Annotated in this window: 10 protein-coding genes; 3 read left to right on the plus strand and 7 right to left on the minus strand. The window is 52.5% G+C overall.

The features are described from left to right. Positions 1–78 precede the first annotated feature (78 nt). Both D3P09_RS03325 and D3P09_RS03330 read right to left on the minus strand, forming a co-directional pair. Positions 79–1,638, minus strand: coding sequence for a flotillin family protein (locus tag D3P09_RS03325; RefSeq protein WP_120107175.1), 1,560 nt, complete (start codon positions 1,636–1,638; stop codon positions 79–81). 30 nt (positions 1,639–1,668) lie between these two features. Then, entirely contained in the window at positions 1,669–2,202 is a 534-nt protein-coding gene (locus tag D3P09_RS03330; RefSeq protein WP_120107177.1) for an NfeD family membrane protein, read from the minus strand. Positions 2,203–2,774: 572 nt separating this feature from the next. Here D3P09_RS03330 and D3P09_RS03335 point away from each other — a divergent pair. Next, positions 2,775–5,876, plus strand: coding sequence for a transglycosylase domain-containing protein (locus D3P09_RS03335; RefSeq protein ID WP_120107179.1), 3,102 nt, complete (start codon positions 2,775–2,777; stop codon positions 5,874–5,876). A 172-nt stretch (positions 5,877–6,048) separates the two neighbouring features. Here the strand turns inward: D3P09_RS03335 and acsA are convergent, their stop codons facing one another. After that, positions 6,049–7,773 (minus strand): acetate--CoA ligase, encoded by a 1,725-nt coding sequence (acsA, locus tag D3P09_RS03340; RefSeq protein WP_120107181.1) that lies wholly within the window; start codon positions 7,771–7,773, stop codon positions 6,049–6,051. A gap of 206 nt (positions 7,774–7,979) precedes the next feature. Here acsA and D3P09_RS03345 point away from each other — a divergent pair, with 206 nt between their 5' ends. After that, positions 7,980–8,615: a GNAT family N-acetyltransferase gene (locus D3P09_RS03345; RefSeq protein WP_120107183.1), complete on the plus strand. Its 636-nt coding sequence runs from the start codon at positions 7,980–7,982 to the stop codon at positions 8,613–8,615. 36 nt (positions 8,616–8,651) lie between these two features. Further along, positions 8,652–9,830, plus strand: a complete 1,179-nt coding sequence (locus D3P09_RS03350) for an acetoin utilization protein AcuC (RefSeq protein WP_120107185.1) — start codon at positions 8,652–8,654, stop codon at positions 9,828–9,830. A 1,301-nt stretch (positions 9,831–11,131) separates the two neighbouring features. Here D3P09_RS03350 and D3P09_RS03355 read toward each other — a convergent pair. The 4 genes from D3P09_RS03355 to D3P09_RS03370 all read right to left on the minus strand — a co-directional run bounded on the left by D3P09_RS03355 (position 11,132) and on the right by D3P09_RS03370 (position 14,067). Continuing rightward, positions 11,132–11,830, minus strand: a complete 699-nt coding sequence (locus D3P09_RS03355; protein WP_120107187.1) for a 5'-methylthioadenosine/adenosylhomocysteine nucleosidase — start codon at positions 11,828–11,830, stop codon at positions 11,132–11,134. 6 nt (positions 11,831–11,836) lie between these two features. After that, on the minus strand, positions 11,837–12,841 hold the full coding sequence (gene ccpA, locus D3P09_RS03360) for a catabolite control protein A (protein ID WP_120107189.1): 1,005 nt from the start codon (positions 12,839–12,841) through the stop codon (positions 11,837–11,839). A 226-nt stretch (positions 12,842–13,067) separates the two neighbouring features. Next, positions 13,068–13,481 (minus strand): hypothetical protein, encoded by a 414-nt coding sequence (locus D3P09_RS03365; RefSeq protein WP_120107191.1) that lies wholly within the window; start codon positions 13,479–13,481, stop codon positions 13,068–13,070. Positions 13,482–13,629: 148 nt separating this feature from the next. Further along, on the minus strand, positions 13,630–14,067 hold the full coding sequence (locus D3P09_RS03370; protein ID WP_243643889.1) for a VanZ family protein: 438 nt from the start codon (positions 14,065–14,067) through the stop codon (positions 13,630–13,632). Positions 14,068–14,073 lie beyond the last annotated feature (6 nt).

Below are 14,073 nucleotides of genomic sequence, written 5' to 3' on the forward strand. Positions count from 1 at the left end.
CGAGAGGATGCAAAAAGGCCGAGAACAAGGAAGTTTAACTTCCTCGTCTCGGCCTTTCGCATACCATGGATCCAGCTGCTATTCGATCGGATCAACCGGCTTAATTGGTGTTGGAGGAGCAGCAGGCTTGCTTGCTGCAGCCGGCGCTTGTACCGAAAGCGCAGCTTTCGGCGCTGCAGGCGCAATCGCCTTGGACGTCAGTCCTTGGATCAGCTGATTCACGTCGATGCCGGATACGCTCTTCAGCATCTCAGGCGCTGTCGACATCAGCGACGTGACATAGTTGCTCAGACGCGCTGCTCCTTCGCCGTTGCCTGTATCTACGACAGTCAGCTTGTCGATGGAGCTGATCGGCTCCGCCACTTTGCCGGCCAGCTCAGGCAGCATCTTCACGATAATATCGAGAACCGCCGCTTCGCCGAACTTCGCGAACGCATCGGCCAGCTTTTCTTTGGCTTCCGCTTCCGCGAGACCGCGCAGACGGATAACTTCCGCTTCGGCCGTACCTTTCGCGCGCTCCGCCTCCGCTACTGCCAGACCGTCCAGGCGCTTCTGCGCGGCTTGCGCCTTCGCTTCCGCTTCGATCCGGTATTGCATCGCATCCGCTTCGCGCAATTGCTTCGCCTTGTTCGCTTCCGCAGCTTGCTCGACGGCGTAACGGTCGGCGTCCGCTTTCTTCTTCACTTCCGCATCGTATTGCTTCTCGCGGCGGAGAATTTCTTTCGCTTCCAGATCGATTTCTCTTTCCTTCCGGACGAGCTCGACCTGCATCTGCTCCTCGACCACGCTTTGCTTCGCGCGCGCTTCCTGAATCGAATACGCCTGGTCCGCTTCCGCTTTCGCCGTATCTTGGTCGCGTTTGAAGGAAGCGACTTTCATTTCCTTGTCCTTCTCGGCTTCGGCGATATTCGTATCGCGCAGAAGCTCCGCTTTCTGACCCGCTTCGGACGCAAGCGCCTTCTGGATACGGGCATCCCGCACCGCTTCGGCTTCAGCAATCTCCGCATCGCGCTTAACCGCTGCGATACGCGGCTTGCCGAGCGCATCCAGATAACCGTGCTTGTCGCGCAGATCCTTGATCGTGAACGATACAATCTGCAGGCCCATCTTCTTGAGATCCTTCGCCGCTACGCCTTGCACCTCTTGGGCGAACTTGTCGCGGTTGCGGTATACTTCCTCTACTGTCATAGAGCCCAGAATCGCCCGCAGATGACCTTCAAGCACCTCTTGTGCTTCGCCTTTCAGCGCTTCCGTCGGCTTGCCGAGGAACTGCTCAGCCGCTGTCGCGACATCTTCAACCGCGCCGCCGATCTTGATGATCGCAACGCCGTCCGCCATAACCGGAACGCCCTGCTCGGTGTATACTTCCGGTGTCGAGACGTCAAGCTTGTGAGATAGAAGCGACAGATACTCTGCCTTTTGGAAGATCGGAAGGATAAATGCGCCCCCGCCTCTAATGATTTTCACTTTGCGGCCGGATTCGTCGACAGATGCATTTTTGTTCCCCAGGAAGGAACCCGTCACCAGCATTGCCTCATCCGGGCTTACAGTCTTGTAGCGCGCCCAGAATGCAAGGCCAAGGACAACCAGCACCCCGACTACAATAATAGGAATCGTAATGTACTCCTCAAAATTCATTCATTTTCTCCTCTCTCTTCTAAAGTTTTATTAGATCGACAGGTTCAGCTCGGACACATATAATACGCCTTCCCTGACGTCAATCACAACAACCTGCGCTCCGCCGGCAATCGGCTTCTGGTCATAACTGGCGGCGATCTGATTCGTATTGCCCGCCCCTACCTTAACCAGCACCTCTCCGTAACCGTTCTGAGGGATCGGAACGAGCACTTCCCCTTGAGATCCGGCAAGCGAGCCAATCGTGAACGCAATCGAATTCTCGCTATTCTCCATCGGCTTCACATATAGGAAGAAAACGGCGATTGCGCCTACAATCGCAATGAGCACAGCAACCAATGCAACAACCCATGCGCCCAGCCCGCTGTATCGCTCCAGCAGCAGACCGGCTCCCCCGAAGATCGTAATTCCGCCTACCAGCGTCATCGGCTGGAAAATGGACGGACCGTCGAGCGACAGGAAGTCAAGCACCCCGTCCATCGCCTGGCTGAGCCAGTCCCCGAATACAACACTGATTAGCGCGTAGAGAATACCGCCGATGAGACAAGCCATATACACCGTCTCCATTTTCCTCCTCCTTTCTCAAAAGGCATAACCTGTTATCGTTTCCGTTATTTATTACGTTTTAGTTCTTAAATAGTTTCCAAAATAATCGCCTGCAGCAGCATGAATTCGACTCATGCAGACAAGAACGCCGCCACATCTTCCAGTTACTTGAAAAAGACATGTACTGCCAATTGACTTGAGCCTCGCTGTATCGGTCTTCTAAATAAGTCTTATTGCCGCCAGCATGCCTCAGCGGCAGGCTGCCCTCTTCCATGGTACACTTGAACCGCAGATGCAGCAATACTCTTATTTAAGTTCTAAAACAATTAACAAGGATAGCGCTTATCCAGCTGTTCATATAACGGCCAAACAAAACTTTTTCCCCTTACACTTCGTCTATATAATGAAGAAATGCTTGTTTTCTGCTGATTAACCCGCTGGATTACGGCAGTCTCGGTCGTCTCCGGAACGCAGGGGGGACAGTACAGTGCGCCGCCACAATGGGCGGAATTGGAATATCAGGGTACGAAACATGTACCTCACAGGGTTTTGTGCTATAATGGTTATGCTATTTTGGAGGAGGAGTTATTCGCATGCAAGAAGATCGTCAACCATCGCCGAAGGCATCATACAGCAGATGGCGATTATTCGGCTTGGTATCATTCATTACCGTAAAATGGATTGTTTATTTTGGCATAATTTTCGGCTTGCTGGCTGGCGGCGTCATGACCGGTTACGTAGCCGCGCTCGTCAAAGATGAAGAAATTCGGCCGCAGAGCGTCATTCAGAACAAAGTCGGCGAATATTCCATGACCGGCTACGTGTACTTTAGAGATGACTCGCTGGTCGGACAGCTCCGTACCGATGAGGACCGGATCGTCATTACATACGACGAAATTCCGCAATCCGTCATTGACGCCCTGCTTTCTACGGAGGACAACAAGTTTTTCGAGCATGAAGGCGTTGATATCAACGGTCTCGGACGCGCCGTAAAACAAAAGCTTTTTAATGAAGATACGCAGACCGGCGGCAGTACGCTGACACAGCAGCTGGCGCGCCGCGTATTCCTGAGCCTCGACAAAACCGACAGCCGCAAGATCAAAGAGATCTTCCTGTCGCTGCGCATGGAGCGTTATCTGACGAAAGAAGAAATATTGGCGGCTTACCTTAACAAAATGCCGTTCGGCAATGGCTCCAACGGCTATCAAGTATTCGGCATTAAAGCGGCTGCTAAAGGCATATTCGGCATTACCGATCTGTCCAAGCTTAATACAGCCCAGTCCGCTTACCTGGCAGGCTTGCCGCAGCTGCCTTCGCTCTACACGGCCTTCACCGGCTCAGGCAAGTTCAACGAAGCCGGATTCGAGCGTGCGACGAAACGCCAGCAGCTCGTATTGAAGCGCATGATGGAGACGGGAAGGCTGACTCAGCAGCAATATGAAGAAGCGCTGAAGTTCGATATCCGCTCTTCTCTTGCTCCGCCGAGCGAGAAAGCTTATACGACTTATCCTTACCTAATGCTTGAAGCCGAGCGTCAAGCAGCGGAAGTGCTGCTCATGCAGAGCAACCCGGCATTGACCAAAGCCGACCTTCGCAAGAAAGAGAACGCTGCCCAGATCGAGGAAGCGCGCGAGCAGCTGCTCCGCGGCGGCTATCATGTCTATACGACGATCGACAAAGATGTCTATACGATTATGCGTGAGGTTGCAAGCAATGAAAACAACTTCACACCGTACAGCGAGAAGAAGGGTATCGAGCAGATCGCAGGCGTCATGCTGGATCACAAAACCGGTGCCATTATCGGCATGCTGGAGGGCCGCGACTTCTACGAGGAGCAGATGAACTTTGCGACTCAAATGATTCGTCAGCCGGGCTCCACAATGAAGACGCTGGCTGCCTATTTGCCGGCGATCGATGCGGGCATCATCCAGCCGGGAAGCATTATTGACGATGCTCCGATCGTGCTGAAGGACGGTCAGAAGGGCTTCCATATCCCAATGAACGTAACGAACAAGTTCAGAGGACTTGTCACTGCACGCGATGCGCTTAACCGCTCGCTTAACCTGCCGGCTCTGAAAATCTTTAACGAAGATGTAACGATCGAAAAATCATGGGAATTTGTAAGATCGCTGGGCATTACAACCTTGCAGCCTGAGGATGCTTATTCCCAGACTGGTGTTATCGGGGGTCTGCGCCTCGGCGTATCGGTCGAAGAGATGACCAATGCTTACGGCTCTATCCCGAATCAGGGCGTCTTCCAGGACGCATATATGATTCAAAAGATAACGGATGCGAATGGCAAAATTATTTATGAGCACAAAGAACAGCCAAAGCGTGTCTTCTCTGAGCAGACCGCTTTCCTGATGACGGATATGCTGAGGACGGTAATCTCCGATCCTTCCGGCTCCGGCCATCAAGTATCCAAGCAGTTCAAGCAATACGGCAAAATTCCGGTCGCAGGCAAAACCGGTTCCACTCAAAGCTACGGCGACGTATGGTTCATGGGCTTCACGCCTGACGTCACGCTTGGCGTATGGGCGGGCTATGAGGAGCAGGTCAATTCCCTCTCCAACAACGGCCAGACCCGCGCACGCTCCATCTGGACGATCATCATGAATGAGCTGACGGAGCGAAAGCCGGAGATGTTCGTAACCGACAAATTCCCTCAACCGGAAGGCGTCGTGAAAGCCACAGTCTCCAAGGCAAGCGGACTGCTGCCTACGGATTTGACCAGATCCGCAGGGCTGCTGGTGACCGACTGGTTCAACAGACAATATTTGCCGAAGAAAGCGGACGACGCGCTCGTCAGCATGAAATACATTACGTATGAAGGCATCAACTACGTTCCTAACGAATTGACGCCTGACGATATGCTGAAGGAAAAGATCGTTATTAAGCGCAAGAAGCCGCTTGATGTACTGATGGACGAAATCAAGGAAGCGCAATCCAAGCTTCCGGCCAAAAACAGAAGGCCGCTTGAGGTGTACGTGCCGATGGACGCGCAAAATGACGCGCCTTCGAAGACCGATCCGCGCACCGATGACGGCGCGGCGCCGCAGACGCCGCCGGATGCGAAGCTCAGCTCTTCCGGCTCAGGCGATATTACGATCACCTTCGGGGCAAGCAAATCGCCTGACGTGGTCGGCTACAGGCTGTACCGTTCTACAAACCAAGCGGACTATGCGAAATTCGGCGCATCGATACTGCTTGGAGACGAAACGAAGTTCAGCTTCAAAGCATCGGACAAAGAAGCGGCAACGTATTACGTCGTAGCTGTAGACGTCGTCGGCAAAGAATCAGCGCCAAGCGCCATCATGAGCTACGGCACGGTGCAGCCGGAGCTGCCTGAAATTCCAGGCGTGCCGGGCATCCCTGGCGGCGGTGACAACGGAGGAAATAACGGGAATAACAGCGGCAGCGAGACAGGCACACCGCCATCCGCGCCGACCGGCCTTAAAGCGGAAAGCTCAGATCTAAGCGTTCTGCTAAGCTGGGCTGCCAATCCCGTCTCCGATCAAGTGACGCTGTACAATATCTACTACAGCGCAGGCAACGACGGCAACTACATTAAGCTGGGCACGACTTCACAGACCAGCTTCGAGCATCTGTCCCCGCTATCCAGCGGAAGCTATCAGATTACGGCAGAGAACAGCTCAGGCGTATCATCGCCATCGGCGAAAGTCACGATCAATTAATATAGGATGAAGCGGTAAAGAACCGCTATCCGCAGTAAAATAGCGCCTCCTCTCGGGGGCGCTATTTTTTGCATGCCAACAAATTCTGGTGTGTCTCCCCTATGCAATTTTTCGATGGATGTAAAAAGAAGCCTTCAAATCCACGTATGGATTTGAAGGCTTTCTTTTGGGCTTAATCTTCAATTGTGGACAGATCCCCTGTCGGCAGGTTAAGCTCCCATGCCTTCAGGACCCTCCGCATAATCTTGCCGCTGCGTGTCTTTGGCAGCTTATCCTTGAATTCAATCTCTCTTGGCGCCGCGTGAGCGGACAGGCCGATTTTCACGAACTGGGAAATCTCTTTCTTCAGCTCTTCGGACGGCTCATAGCCTTCGCGAAGCGCGATAAAGGCTTTAATAATCTCTCCGCGCATTGGGTCAGGCTTGCCGATGACGCCAGCTTCCGCTACAGCCGGATGCTCAACCAGCTTGCTCTCGACCTCGAATGGCCCTACGCGCTCGCCTGCTGTATTAATGACATCGTCGATGCGGCCTTGGAACCAGAAGTAGCCATCCTCGTCCATATAAGCGGAGTCGCCGGATACATACCAGCCCTGAAGACGGAAGTATTCCTCGTACTTGGAAGGATTGTTCCAAATTTTGCGCATCATGGACGGCCATGGCACGCGAATGGCCAGATTGCCCATACGGTAAGGCGGAACTTCATTGCCGCTGTCATCGATAATCGCCGCTTGTACGCCTGGCAGCGGCTTGCCCATGGAGCCCGGCTTGATATCCATGCTTGGATAGTTGCAGATGAGCTGTCCGCCCGTCTCTGTCATCCACCATGTATCATGAATACGCTGATTGTAGACCTTCATGCCCCAACGCACAACCTCAGGGTTGAGCGGCTCGCCGACGCTGAGCACATGGCGCAGGCTGGACAGATCGAATTGCTTCGACAGGTCGTCGCCCGCTCCCATCAGCATGCGGAATGCCGTAGGGGCGCTGTACCATACTGTAACTTTATATTTCTGGATAACGCTGTACCAATCGCTAGGGCTGAATCGTCCGCCGCGGATCACATTCGTCGCGCCGTTCAGCCACGGAGCGAATATGCCGTAGGACGTGCCGGTTACCCAGCCTGGGTCAGCCGTACACCAGTAGATGTCGTCATCCTTCAGGTCAAGGACAACTTGGCCTGTATATTTGTGCTGGACCATTGCGTTTTGGGCATGGAACACGCCTTTCGGCTTGCCCGTCGATCCGGATGTATAATGCAGTATCAGCCCGTCCTCGCGATCCAGCCATTCAATCTCGGCTTCGTCAGACATTTGGCTAATTTGTTCTTTGAAATTTACGATGCCTTCTTCAGCCGGAATGTCGTCGCCGTAGACGATAATATGCTTCAGATTAGGCAGCTCGTCGCGCTTGATTCTGTGCAGCAGCGCAGGGGTCGTAACGATGGCAATCGCCTCGCTGTCCTGCAGTCTGTCCTTGACTGCTGTCTCCATGAAGGCCTCGAACAACGGGCCTACTACTGCGCCGATCTTCAGTGAGCCCAGCACGCTGAAATAAAGCTCAGGCGTACGCGGCATGAAGATGAAGACGCGCTCGCCTTTGCCGACTCCAAGCTTGCGAAGGAGGTTGGCGAACCGGTTGGATTGTTTGCTCAGCTGCTCGAATGTATACGATTCATCGCGTTCGCTGTCGCTGTAGTAAAGCGCTACTTTATTGCCTCTACCGAGCTCGAGATGGCGATCAATCGCTTCATAAGCCATGTTCACCTTTCCCGTCTCATGCCAGCTGAACTGCTTCTCGATTTGCTCCCATTGGAAGGTTGCTGCCGCTTCTTCGTAATTTTTCAAATTCGGGTTCGTCGCTGTTGCTGGTACACGCTCTTGATGCAAGTTGATCATTCTATCACTCTCCCATCAAATCTGTAAAACGTTGGTATAGGTATGCGCTTTCAAAAATCCTCTATCATTATACCACAACATCTTTCCTTTCGACTACGCTTTTCATTTTCTTGATTGTTTGTTATAAACAATAGTAGGAAATAATCAATTTGGAGGAAGAAATAATCAGTTTTCTCGCGACAGTTGAAATGAAAGGGGACCACTGAATGGAGCACCGAAAGCGGCTGCAGAGAGACATGATTACGACACGTGACAACCACGAGCTGATTATTGAGGGCCCAGTCCCTCCCGAGCGCCTTGCCACATATACGATGCACCCGTCGTTAGACGCCTTCCGAAGGCCGAAGGATCAGCATGAAGCGCTTGTAGAGATTGCCGGGCTGGAGGAAGGGCGCATCATTCTCGCCCGGGAAGGCGAATTGATCGTTGGATATGTGACGTTCCATTATCCGGATGAGCTTGAGCGCTGGTCAGAGGGCGGAATGAAGGATCTGGTAGAGCTCGGCGCAATTGAAGTCGCTAATGATTACCGCTCTTACGGCCTTGGCAAACGTCTGATCCATATGGCCTTCGCTGAGGAGCAGCTGGAAAATATGATTGTATACACAACGGAATATTATTGGCACTGGGATCTCGAGGGCACAGGCCTGAATGTATGGGATTACCGTACCATGATGGAAAACCTGATGAAATCGGCAGGCATGATCTGGTATGCCACCGATGATCCGGAGATATGCTCGCATCCCGCGAATTGCCTCATGGTTCGTATCGGCAAGGAAGTGCCGCTCAGCTCCATCGAGCAGTTCGACCGAGTCCGGTTCCGCAATCGATTCATGTATTAAGCCGTACATTTTGCAGGGAAAGGAAATGAGCTCAGAATGGTATCAAACGCTGTATTCATTCATCATCCCGATTCATCCGGCTATAAATTTCATGATGACCATCCCTTCGATCCGATCCGTCAAGCGTTAACGATCGATCTGCTGAAGGAAGCGCAAGCGCTTACGAACGAACAGATCATACGGCCTGATTATCTCATCGATGATGAAATGCTTAAGCTCGTGCACCGTCACGATTATGTGCAAGCCGTCAAGCTGCTGGATACAGAAGGCGATCCCCGCAGCAAGGCGGTGCTCGCCGAGCAATTCGGCCTGCAGACGGAAGATACGCCCTTCTTCACCGGGTTGCACAAAGCGGCCAGCGCAATTGTAACCGGCTCGGTAGAAGCCGCAGAAGCCGTTATGAGCGGCCGCGCCCTGCATGCTTTTCATCTGGCGGGAGGATTGCATCACGCCTTCCCGGACCGCGCTGCGGGCTTCTGCGTGTACAATGATGCTGCTATCGCGATTACGCATCTTCGCAACAAGTACAACGCCCGCGTTCTCTATATCGACACGGATGTCCATCATGGTGACGGCGTGCAGTGGTCGTTCTATGACGACCCCGATGTGTGCACTTATTCCATTCATGAAACCGGCAAATATCTGTTCCCCGGCACAGGCTATGCTTATGAGAAAGGTGTAGACAAAGGCTTCGGAGCCTGCTTCAATGTGCCGCTGGAACCCTTCACGGAAGACGAATCATGGCTGGAGAGCTTTAACGTGACGATCCGCAAGGTCATCGAAGCGTTCAAGCCGGATGTCATCCTAAGCCAGCACGGCTGTGACGCCCATGCGTACGACCCGTTGTCGCATATCCATTGCAGCATGCGGATTTATGAGGAAATCCCCGCGATTCTGCATGAGCTGGCGCACAAGTATACGGAAGGCCGCTGGGTCGCGCTTGGCGGAGGCGGTTACGACATCTGGCGCGTCGTCCCGCGGGCCTGGGCACAGGTATGGCTGGAGATGACGGATCATCCGCTAGCTGCGATTATCCGTGCGGAGCAAGCAACTGCCCTGCCGGCTCCTTGGCTGGAGCATTGGAGAGGCGAAAGCCCCGTTCCGCTGCCGGACAACTGGCAGGACGACAGCACCGCCATCCCGCCAATCCCGCGCCGCGACATCATCAATGAGCAGAATCGCAACACACAATCCATTGTTATTCAGGATTTATAACGTTATGCTTGCATCATCCGTACGTCGTACCATCTATAGAAGTAACACAAATAGCTATCGGCCAAGGGCGCAACGCTCTAGTCGATAGCTATTTTGTTGATGGGAGCCTGCTGCGAAGGACTGTGGCACACATGGCGTTAGTTGCGAGTAAGTTGATCGTCGTGCCTCACGGCGTTACAGCTCCAATTTCCTGCGTTTTGAACTTGTAACGGTGTCTCGCGACGTTGCAGCTCCAATTTCCTGCGTTTTGAACTTGTAACGGTGTCTCGCGACGTTGCAGTTCAATTTTGCTGCGTATTGGGCATGTAACGGGGCTACGCGATGTTGCAGCTCCAATCTGCTGCTTTTTGAGCATGTAGCGGGGCTACGCGACGTTACAGCTCAAATTTCCTGCGTTTTCAGTATGTAACGGTGCCTCGTGGTGTTACAGCTCCATTTCCTTGTGTCTTTGGCATGTAACGGTGCCTCACGGCGTTGTAGCTCCAATCTGCTGCTTTTTGAGCATGTAGCGGTGCTTATGCGGCGTTGCAGTTCCAATCTGCTGCTTTTTGAGCATGTAGCGAGGCCTCACGGCGTTACAGCTCCAATTCCTTGTGTCTTTGGCATGTAACGGTGCCTCACGGCGTTGTAGCTCCAATCTGCTGCTTTTTGAGCATGTAGCGGTGCCTCGCGACGTTGCAGCTCCAATTTCCTGCGTTTTGAACTTGTAACGGTGTCTCGCGACGTTGCAGTTCCAATCTGCTGCGTTTTGAGCATGTAGCGAGGCCTCACGGCGTTACAGTTCAAATCTGCTGCTTTTTGAGCATGTAACGGGGCTACGCGATGTTGCAGCTCCAATCTGCTGCTTTTTGAGCATGTAGCGGGGCTACGCGACGTTACAGCTCCATTTCACTGCGTTTTAAGCATGTAGCGGTGCCTCGCGGCGTTGCAGTTCCATTTTGCTGCGTATTGGGCATGTAACGGTGCCTCGCGGCGTTGCAGCTCCCTTTCACTTCGTTTTGGGCATGTAGCGGTGTCTCACAGCGTTACAGTTCCATTTTACTTCGTTTTGGGCATGTAGCGGTGCTACGCGGCGTTGCAGCTCCATTTCACTGCATATTGAGCATGTAACGGCGCCTCACGGCGTTACAGCTCCATTTTACTGCATTGTGAGCATCCAGCGGTGCTACGCGGTGTTACAAGCTCCCTTTCAGTAATAAGTGGTGTTATAGCATGTTACAACGAGCCTTCCCTCCCTAGCCCAAACAAACATAAAAAAGCCGCTCTACCGTCGATGATGACGGTAGAGCGGCACATAAGTGCTAGATATGTTTGACCATCTCGTCGATGATCTGATGCGAATGGGTCGAGGCTTTCACCGTGAATTCCGGAAAATTCACATGGGCGGAGCCGTCAGCCTTGTCGGACATGGAGCGGATGACGACATACGGAATGCCGTTCATATCGCATACCTGCGCGACAGATGCCCCTTCCATCTCAGCGCAAGCGCCCTGCAGCTCCTGATGCAGCGACTCTACCGCTTCTCGGCTCGCGATAAACTGATCGCCAGACAACACTTTGCCCTTCAGGCTGCGGCCCGGGAACAGCTTCTCGCTTGCTGCATACGCAAGCTCGACGAGATGCTTGTCCGCTGCAAACTCAGAACGGGGATGGAATGGAATGACGCCCTTGGCGAATCCCAGCGGCGTGCAGTCCATATCATGCTGGATGCAGCTCTCGGATACTACGATATCGCCGATGTCCAGCTTTGGATCCAGCGCACCCGCAACACCCGTGAACAAAACGCAGTCCGCGCCTGCGTCTAGCAAAATTTGAGTACATACCGCGGCGTTGACCTTGCCGACGCCCGATTTGCAATAGATAACCTGCTTGTCATGCAGGACTCCTTCATAATACGTAATGCCAGCTTTCGTAAATTCCGAAGCGACGGCGACATGCTGGTGAAGAAGCTCAATCTCCTCCGCCATAGCGCCGATGATGCCGATTTTCGTTATAGCCATTATATATTATATTCCCCCAACCGATTGACGAACTACAATCTCATGCGGCAGCGTAACCTTGGATTGCTCTACATTTTCTTTCTTCATGAGCTTCGTGAGCAGACGCATCGATACCGCACCGATATCATACATCGGCTGTGCGACTGCAGTCAGCTGCGGACGAACCATAGAAGCCATGCGGCTGTTATCTACGCTGATAACGGAAATATCCGCAGGCACCTGCAAGCCGGAATCCTGAATGCAGTGGATTGCGCCAATCGCCATCTCATCCGTTGCGGAGAATACGGCTGTCGGGCGTTCCGGGAGATCGATAAAATATTTCATCGCTTCGGCGCCGGACTCATACCTGTAGTTGCCTATGCGAACCAATGTGTCATCATATGTAATGCCCGATTGCTCCAGTGCGCGCTTATAGCCCTGAAATCTTGCATAGCCATTGGATGGGTCCTGAAGCGTGCCGCTAATCATGGCAATGCGCTTATGACCTTGGGAAACAAGCTTCATGACAGCATCATAAGCCGCTTCTTCATGGTCGATGTCCACGGAAGGAATTTGGTTGTTGTCGTCGCTTGTCGCGCAAAGCACGATCGGAACGTTCGCTGTCTTGAACGCTTGCAAATGATCTTCCGTAACCGCGCCGCCCATGAACAGCAAACCGTCAACTTGCTTCTCCAGAAGCGTGTTGATAACCCGGATTTCCTTGTCCTTCTTCTTGTCGGCGTTGCACAAAATGATATTATAATGATACATATTGGCGATGTCTTCGATTCCGCGTGCCACTTCGGCAAAAATCGCATTGGAAATATCCGGTATGACTACGCCTACCGTTGTTGTTTTCTTGCTCGCTAGACCGCGAGCTACCGCATTTGGCCGATAGCCCAGACGTTCAATGGCTTCGTACACTTTCTTCCTTGTCGCTGGTTTAACATTCGGGTTGTTGTTCACGACCCGGGATACTGTAGCCATCGACACGCCTGCTTCTCTTGCTACATCATAAATGGTTACCGTCACGGATTCTCTCTCCATTTGCTCAAAATTTTATTTTCGCACGCCACATATTAGAGTAATGATACGACAAAATATTACTTTTCGCAATGTACGCCAAAGCGGTCGCACCATCCGAATGCGAGAATGTTGAAAGACATAACCCCTCGCGTATTCAATCGCAAGCCGGTCATGCCTCCACGGAAGCCTTGTGAACGGTGTAAGCGAAGCGCCTGCGCTGCTCGCGCGGGTGTTATGTATGAAGCGTCCTTCTGCTGATCTGCTGCAGCCGCTTATTGATATCGGCAATCCAATCTTCATCCTCGAGCGACTGTGCCAGCAAATATAGATCAAGGAGCATATTCACCCGCTGTTCGGCCAGCGCTTCAACTTCATGTATCTCCGGCTGTTGCTTGTTCGCTTTTGCTTCCACTAACAAATCTGCCCATTCATTGCATTCGTTAAACAGGAACGTGCCTTTATCGGGCTCCGCGCCAAGCTGAGCAATCAATCCGGTCAAATCCGGCTTTACCTCCGGTATAACTTCGCTTCTGCTGCAGGTTGTGCAGGAGAAGATCGGCACGTTGTCGATCTCAACCTTACCTGAATATATGACGGTGCGCAGCTTCATCGTCATCGTCTCGCCGCAATGGCATGTCTTGCGCAAGTTGGTCAGCTCCTTCTCCTAGCGGCAGAAACGCTATCCTGCCTAATCGTATTTCTACTGAGAGTGAGTAAAATATTCGACCTTTTTTGGCAAAACTCCTGCAAATAAGGCTATGTAATTTTTACTACTAAAGACCCTGAAAAGGCCTTCAGGCGGCAATGCGCCGCCACTTTCGGCGAACGACTGGAATCGACACCAGAATCGTCCAGGCGGCGGCGCCGATCATATCGTTGCGCACATCCATGATATCCATCATTCTTCCATCTACGAACAGCTGATGGTATTCGTCCGTCACGCCGTACAAGCCGCACAGCAGCACAATAACGACCTTCATCACCAGCTTATCGGAGCGGGAGCCAAAGCCGTAATCCAAGGCGGCTGCAAGAATAAAATAACTCACGAAATGACCCCAATTAAAATCCGTCATATTCGGGAACAGCTTCTGAAATAAAGGAAGCACCGACCCTACTTCATCACCCGTTCTGGATGACAATGCAAAAATAACAGCCATCCATACCAGGGCAGGGATGAAACGGACTAGCCGGCGGCCCCGCCAATTTTTTTTCGTATTGCTCATTTGATTCATATATAC

Origin of the sequence: Paenibacillus pinisoli (assembly GCF_003605435.1) — a bacterium.
Classification (GTDB): Bacteria; Bacillota; Bacilli; order Paenibacillales; family Paenibacillaceae; genus Pristimantibacillus; species Pristimantibacillus pinisoli.